Below are 6,603 nucleotides of genomic sequence, written 5' to 3'. Positions count from 1 at the left end.
CGCTTGGTCGGCCGCCCGGCGCCCCGGTCGCGCTGGGCGACCGCCGCCGGGCGCTCCTCGCGCGGCGGCGGCGGGGGGCTGTGGTCGACGTAGCAGGTCTCGGCGACCGGCGCGCCGACCCGCTTGGCGATCGGGCGCACCACCTGGACGATCCGCTCCCGGCCCTCGATCCGCACCCGCACGTCGTCGCCCGGCTTGACGTGCTGCGCGGGCTTCGCGGCCGCCCCGTTCACCTTGACGTGCCCGGCCCGGCAGGCCGCGCCCGCCGCCGAGCGGGTCTTGATCAGCCGGACCGCCCAGATCCAGCTGTCGATCCGCACGCTCACCTCGTCCGCACTCATGGCACGACTCTAGCCGGGCCGCTCTTTTTGCAACTAGTTGCACGGCCGGTCCACCGCGTCCTACCGTTGGGTAACAAATCCCGACCGGAGGCGTCGATGACCGCTGCGTACCCCCACCTGCTGGCCCCGCTCGACCTGGGCTTCACCACCCTGCCGAACCGGGTGGTGATGGGCTCCATGCACGTCGGGCTGGAGGAGGCCGAGCACGGCTTCGAGCGGATGGCCGCCTTCTACGCCGAGCGCGCCCGCGGCGGCGCCGGCCTGATCGTCACCGGCGGCATCGCCCCCAACGAGGCCGGCCGCCCCTGGGCCGGCGGCGCCAAGCTCACCACCGAGGCGGAGGCCGCCGAGCACCGCGCCATCACCGACGCCGTGCACGCCGAGGGCGGGAAGATCGCCCTGCAGATCCTGCACTTCGGCCGGTACGCCTACCACCCCGACCTGGTCGCCCCCTCCGCCCTCCAGGCCCCGATCAGCCCGTACGTCCCGCACGAGCTCACCGCCGAGCAGATCGAGCAGACCGTCGAGGACTTCGCCCGCTGCGCCGGACTCGCCCGCTCCGCCGGGTACGACGGCGTCGAGGTGATGGGCTCCGAGGGCTACCTGATCAACGAGTTCACCGCCGCGCAGACCAACCACCGCACCGACGAGTGGGGCGGCACCTACGAGAACCGGATGCGCTTCCCGGTCGAGGTCGTCCGGCGGGTGCGCGAACGGGTCGGGCCGGACTTCATCCTGATCTACCGGCTCTCCATGCTCGACCTCGTCCCCGGCGGCTCCACCCTCGAGGAGGTGGTCCGGCTCGCCCGCGAGGTCGAGGCCGCCGGGGCCACCATCATCAACACCGGCATCGGCTGGCACGAGGCCCGGATCCCCACCATCGCCACCTCGGTGCCGCGCGGCGCCTACGCCTGGGTCACCAAGAAGCTGATGGGGCAGGTCGGCGTCCCGCTGGTCACCACCAACCGGATCAACACCCCCGAACTGGCCGAGGAACTGCTCGCCACCGGGCACGCCGACCTGGTCTCGCTGGCCCGGCCGATGCTCGCCGACCCCGCCTTCGTCAACAAGGCCGCCGCGGGCACCCCCGAGGCCATCAACACCTGCATCGGCTGCAACCAGGCGTGCCTGGACCACACCTTCAGCGCGAAGATCACCTCCTGCCTGGTCAACCCGCGCGCCTGCCACGAGACCGAACTCGTCCTCGCCCCCACCCGCCGCGCCAAGCGGATCGCCGTGGTCGGCGCCGGACCGGCCGGCCTCGCCTTCGCCACCGCCGCCGCCGACCGCGGCCACCGCGTCACGCTGTTCGACGCCGCGGCGGAGATCGGCGGCCAGCTGAACGTCGCCCGGCGGGTGCCCGGCAAGCAGGAGTTCGACGAGACGCTGCGCTACTACCGGCACGAACTCGCCCGCACCGGAGTCGAGTTGCGCCTGGGCAAGGTCGTCGGCGCGGACGAGCTGACCGGCTGGGACGAGGTCGTCCTCGCCACCGGCGTCACCCCGCGCACCCCCGCCATCGACGGCGTCGACCACCCCAGCGTGCTCGGCTACCTGGACGTGCTGCGGGACGGCGCGAAGGTCGGCGACAGCGTCGCGGTGATCGGCGCGGGCGGCATCGGCTTCGACGTCGCCGAGTACCTCACCGCCCCCGGCGCGGACGCCCCCGGCTTCCTCGCCCAGTGGGGCGTCGACCACTCGTACGCGGGCCCCGGCGGCCTCACCGCCCCCGAGCGGCCCGCGAGCCCGCGCCGGGTCTTCCTGCTCCAGCGCAAGGCCGGCAAGGTCGGCGCCGGGCTCGGCAAGACCACCGGCTGGATCCACCGCACCGAACTGCGCCACCGCGGCGTGGTGTCCGTCCCCGGCGTCGAGTACCGGCGGATCGACGACGCCGGCCTGCACGTCACCGTCGACGGCGAGGAGCAGCTGCTGCCCGTCGACACCGTCGTCCTGTGCGCCGGCCAGGAACCCCGCCGCGACCTGCTCGACGCCCTGCGCGAGCGCGGCGTCGAACCCCACCTGATCGGCGGCGCCGACGTGGCCGCCGAACTCGACGCCAAGCGCGCCATCGACCAGGGCACCCGGCTGGCCGCCGCGCTCTGACGGCGGCGGGCCGGTGCTGCGCCCCGGGGGCCTGCCCGTCCGGTCCGGGCGACGGCACGGTGCGGGCCGGCCGGGGCGGGGCCGGCCGGGGCGCGGCGGGTGTGCGGCGGGTGTGCGGCGGGAGAACGTACGGAGCGGTGGAGGAGTCGTGCGGGCGGGGGTGGCCCCGGCGGTGCGGACGTCCGCCGGGGCCGGGGGATCAGTAGATCGAGACCCCGTACGCGGAGAGGGCCTCGGTGACCGGCTGGAAGAAGGTGGTGCCGCCGGTGGTGCAGTTGCCGCTGCCGCCGGAGGTCAGGCCCAGCGCCTTGCTGCCGTCGTACAGCGGGCCGCCGGAGTCGCCGCCCTCGGCGCAGACGTTGGTCTGGATCAGGCCGCTGACGGTGCCGCCGTCGGAGTAGCGGACGGTGGCGTTCAGCGCGGTGACCTTGCCGCTGTGGGTGCCGGTGGTCGAGCCGGTGCGCTTGACGGCCTCGCCGACGTACGCGTTCGCGGCGGTGAAGCCGCCCGGGTGGCTGAGCGAGGTGTTGGTGTAGCGGACCAGGGCGTAGTCGTTGCCGGGGAAGCTGGACCCGGCGGTGGTGCCGGCCACCGTGCTCTGGCCGGAGTTGGTGTACCAGGTGCTGGCGATGTTGCCGCAGTGCCCGGCGGTCAGGAAGTAGTACGTGCTGCCCTTGACCACGTTGAAGCCCAGCGAGCAGCGGTAGCCGCCGCCGTAGATCGCGGCGCCCGCGGACAGCTTCGGGCTGAAGGTGCCGGGGGTGCGCTCGACCTTCAGGCGGGCGGAGTCCGCTCCGGCGGCCGCGGTGAGGCGGGCCAGTGCGGCCGGGGAGACGGTGCTGTCGGCGGTCACCACGACCTTCCCGGAGGCCGGGTCGGTGTGCCAGGCGATGCCGTTGACGCCGCTGAGCCCGACCGAGTCGCTGACCCGGGCCAGGGCGGCGGTGGCGTCCGGCGCCGCGGTGGCGGCCCCGGCGGCGGGCACCGCGAGGGCGGTCGCCGCGGCGAGGGCGGCGGCGACGGCGAGCAGGCGGCCGCCGGTGCGGCGCGGACGGGAGGTGGTGCGCGTGGTCCTCACAGATCTCCTCCTGGGGGAGTGGGAGAGGCCCTGGGGTAGGGGCCGTGAGGCGCGGGCAGGGAAGGTCGGCACCGGCTCGTGGCCCGGCACTTGAGCTGACCCTGACAGGCGCTACCCGGGAGTATGCGGACGCCCGGCACGGCTGCGCAAGACCCCGTAAGCGCTTTCCCACCCGACCGGTCGGTCGGCGACACCTTTGCGCGGCAAGCCTCCTGAGCCGACGTCACAGGTCAGCGCCGCAGGTCGGCGCACCCGCCGGCGCCCGGCCTGCCCGTACGATCGGCCGCATGTCACTGCCGCACGCGATCCTCACCGCCCTGCTGGAGAAGCCGTCCTCGGGGCTGGAGCTGACCCGGCGGTTCGACCGGTCGATCGGGTTCTTCTGGTCGGCCACCCACCAGCAGATCTACCGCGAGCTGGGACGGCTGGAGCGCACGGGCCTGGTCCGGGCGTCCGGGCCGGGCGCGGGGCGCGGGCAGCGCAAGGAGTACGAGGTGCTGCCGGACGGGCGGGCCGAGCTGGCCCGCTGGACCGCCCTGGCACAGGACCCGAAGCCGGTCCGGGACGCGCTGCTGCTGCGCCTGCGGGCCGCGGCCGTGCTCGGGCTGGGCGGGCTGGAGGAGGAGCTGGCCCGGCACCGCGAACTGCACCGGGCGCAGCTCGCCGAGTACCTGGAGATCGAGCGGCGGGACTTCCCGCCGGACGCGGCAGCCGGGGAGAACCGCCTGCAGCACCTGGTGCTGCGCGGCGGCATCCAGCTGGAGTCGTTCTGGCTGGCCTGGCTGGACGAGGCGCTGGGGGAGACGGTGGAAGGGGAGACGGTGGAAGGGGCGGCGGAGGAGGGCCGGGAATAGGGGTGGGTGGCATGCCGTTGTCGCGAGTGGTTGAATGTTGAATCAACCTCGAAGGAGTTGAGAGCGGTGCAGTTCGGCATCTTCAGCGTCGGCGACGTGACCACCGACCCCACCACCGGGCGGACCCCGACCGAGCACGAGCGGATCAAGGCCATGGTGGCCATCGCGCTCAAGGCGGAGGAGGTCGGACTCGACGTGTTCGCCACCGGCGAGCACCACAACCCGCCGTTCGTCCCCTCCTCGCCGACCACCATGCTCGGCTACGTCGCGGCCCGGACGGAGAGGCTGATCCTCTCCACCTCCACCACGCTGATCACCACCAACGACCCGGTGAAGATCGCCGAGGACTTCGCGATGCTCCAGCACCTCGCCGAGGGCCGGGTCGACGTGATGATGGGCCGCGGCAACACCGGCCCGGTCTACCCCTGGTTCGGCAAGGACATCCGCCAGGGCATCCCGCTCGCCGTCGAGAACTACGCGCTGCTGCACCAGCTGTGGCGCGAGGAGAACGTCGACTGGCAGGGCCGCTTCCGCACCCCCCTGCAGTCCTTCACCTCCACCCCGCGCCCGCTCGACGGAACGCCGCCGTTCGTCTGGCACGGCTCCATCCGCAGCCCCGAGATCGCCGAACAGGCCGCCTACTACGGCGACGGCTTCTTCGCCAACAACATCTTCTGGCCCAAGGAGCACTTCCAGAAGCTGATCAACCTCTACCGGGAGCGCTACGCCCACTACGGCCACGGCACCCCCGAGCAGGCGGTCGTCGGCCTCGGCGGGCAGGTCTTCATGCGGAAGAACTCGCAGGACGCCGTCCGCGAGTTCCGCCCCTACTTCGACAACGCCCCCGTCTACGGCCACGGCCCCTCGCTGGAGGAGTTCACCGAGCAGACCCCGCTCACCGTCGGCAGCCCGCAGGAGGTCATCGAGAAGACCCTCGCCTTCCGCGACACCTTCGGCGACTACCAGCGCCAGCTGTTCCTGATGGACCACGCCGGGCTCCCGCTCAAGACCGTCCTCGAGCAGCTCGACCTGCTCGGCGAGGAGGTCGTCCCGGTGCTGCGCGCCGAGTTCGCCAAGAACCGCCCGGCCGAGGTGCCCGACGGGCCCACCCACGCCGCGCGGGTCGCGGCCCGGCAGGCGGAGGAGGTGGCGTCGAAGTGAGCGCCCTCAAGCTCGTCGTGGTGACGGCCGGGCTCAGCGTCCCGTCCTCCACCCGGCTGCTCGCCGACCGGCTCGCCGCAGCCACCGCCCGCGACCTGCGCGAGGCCGGGCGGGAGGCGGACGTCCGGATCGTCGAACTGCGCGAACTCGCCCGGGACATCGCCGACAACCTGGTCACCGGCTTCCCGCCGCCCGCCCTGCGCGACGCCGTCCGGGCGGTGGAGGAGGCGGACGCGCTGATCGCCGTCACGCCGATCTTCTCCGCGTCCTACAGCGGCCTGTTCAAGTCCTTCGTGGACGTGCTCGACAGGGACGCGCTCACCGGCAAGCCCGTACTGATCGCCGCCACCGGCGGCACCGCCCGGCACAGCCTCGCCCTCGAACACGCGATGCGACCGCTGTTCGCCTACCTGCGGGCCGTCGTCGTCCCCACCGCGGTCTTCGCCGCCTCCGAGGACTGGGGCGCCGACGGCGCCGACGGCTCCCTCGCCGGACGGATCGCCCGCGCGGCCGGCGAACTCGCCGAGAGCCTCGCCGGCCGCCCCGCCACCCCTCGTGCCCGGGTGGCCGAGCACGAACAGGTCGTCCCCTTCGCCCAGCAACTCGCGGCGCTGCGCGCCCACTGACACCCGAGGAGTCACCACCATGGAACCCCAGGTCCGCGACAACGCCGAGCAGTCCCGCTTCGAGATCAGCACCGACGCCGGCCCCGCCGGCTTCGCCGAGTACCAACTCCGCGACGAGGGGCGCACGGTGGCCTTCGTGCACACCGTCATCGACCCCGCGTTCGAGGGCCAGGGCCTCGGCGGCAAGCTGGCCCGCGCCGCGCTGGACACCGTCCGCGAGCGCGGCGCGAGCGTCCTGCCGTACTGCCCGTTCATCCGCGGCTGGATCGCCAAGCACCCGGAGTACACGGACCTGGTGCCGGAGGACAAGCGCGCCAAGTTCGACCTCTGAGACCCGCTGCGCCAGACGCTGCGAAGGCAGGGGCGCGGGGAACTGCGCGGGCAACCGAGCACGCACAGCCGGATCGCGACGCAGGATACGAACTTGCACTGTCCCGCGA

7 protein-coding genes are annotated in these 6,603 nt (G+C 73.5%); 5 read left to right on the top strand and 2 right to left on the bottom strand.

Annotation, left to right across the window (positions count from 1 at the left end; translation table 11 throughout):
- On the bottom strand, nt 1-341 hold a 341-nt coding region (locus tag ACFUEL_RS32340), incomplete at its 3' end, for an RNA-binding S4 domain-containing protein (protein WP_380240567.1).
- Nucleotides 342-437: 96 nt separating this feature from the next.
- On the opposite strand from ACFUEL_RS32340, the gene ACFUEL_RS32335 reads away from it, so the two are divergent.
- On the top strand, nt 438-2,444 hold the full coding sequence (locus ACFUEL_RS32335) for an FAD-dependent oxidoreductase (protein WP_380240565.1): 2,007 nt from the start codon (nt 438-440) through the stop codon (nt 2,442-2,444).
- A gap of 199 nt (nt 2,445-2,643) precedes the next feature.
- Here ACFUEL_RS32335 and ACFUEL_RS32330 read toward each other — a convergent pair whose 3' ends face one another.
- On the bottom strand, nt 2,644-3,522 hold the full coding sequence (locus ACFUEL_RS32330) for a S1 family peptidase (protein WP_380240563.1): 879 nt from the start codon (nt 3,520-3,522) through the stop codon (nt 2,644-2,646).
- 287 nt (nt 3,523-3,809) lie between these two features.
- Between ACFUEL_RS32330 and ACFUEL_RS32325 the strand changes: the two genes are divergently transcribed.
- The 4 genes from ACFUEL_RS32325 (at nt 3,810) to ACFUEL_RS32310 (ending at nt 6,494) form a co-directional block, all read left to right on the top strand.
- Nucleotides 3,810-4,376, top strand: a complete 567-nt coding sequence (locus tag ACFUEL_RS32325) for a PadR family transcriptional regulator (RefSeq protein WP_380240561.1) — start codon at nt 3,810-3,812, stop codon at nt 4,374-4,376.
- A gap of 66 nt (nt 4,377-4,442) precedes the next feature.
- Nucleotides 4,443-5,537, top strand: a complete 1,095-nt coding sequence (locus ACFUEL_RS32320; protein WP_380240560.1) for an LLM class flavin-dependent oxidoreductase — start codon at nt 4,443-4,445, stop codon at nt 5,535-5,537.
- Nucleotides 5,534-6,163: an FMN reductase gene (locus tag ACFUEL_RS32315; RefSeq protein WP_380240558.1), complete on the top strand. Its 630-nt coding sequence runs from the start codon at nt 5,534-5,536 to the stop codon at nt 6,161-6,163. Before ACFUEL_RS32320 ends, ACFUEL_RS32315 begins: the two co-directional genes overlap by 4 nt.
- Before the next feature lie 19 nt (nt 6,164-6,182).
- Nucleotides 6,183-6,494, top strand: coding sequence for a GNAT family N-acetyltransferase (locus tag ACFUEL_RS32310; protein WP_380240556.1), 312 nt, complete (start codon nt 6,183-6,185; stop codon nt 6,492-6,494).
- Nucleotides 6,495-6,603: the final 109 nt, after the last annotated feature.

It is taken from the genome of Kitasatospora sp. NPDC057198 (assembly GCF_042670125.1).
In the GTDB taxonomy this organism is placed as follows: domain Bacteria; phylum Actinomycetota; class Actinomycetes; order Streptomycetales; family Streptomycetaceae; genus Kitasatospora.
This window is presented reverse-complemented; position numbering and strand designations above follow the sequence as displayed.

Bases quoted from the DNA above. Each gene is read 5' to 3' on its own strand.
- ACFUEL_RS32325 (WP_380240561.1), top strand. From the start codon at position 3,810: ATGTCACTGCCGCACGCGATCCTCACCGCCCTGCTGGAGAAGCCGTCC.
- ACFUEL_RS32310 (WP_380240556.1), top strand. From the start codon at position 6,183: ATGGAACCCCAGGTCCGCGACAACGCCGAGCAGTCCCGCTTCGAGATC.
- ACFUEL_RS32335 (WP_380240565.1), top strand. From the start codon at position 438: ATGACCGCTGCGTACCCCCACCTGCTGGCCCCGCTCGACCTGGGCTTC.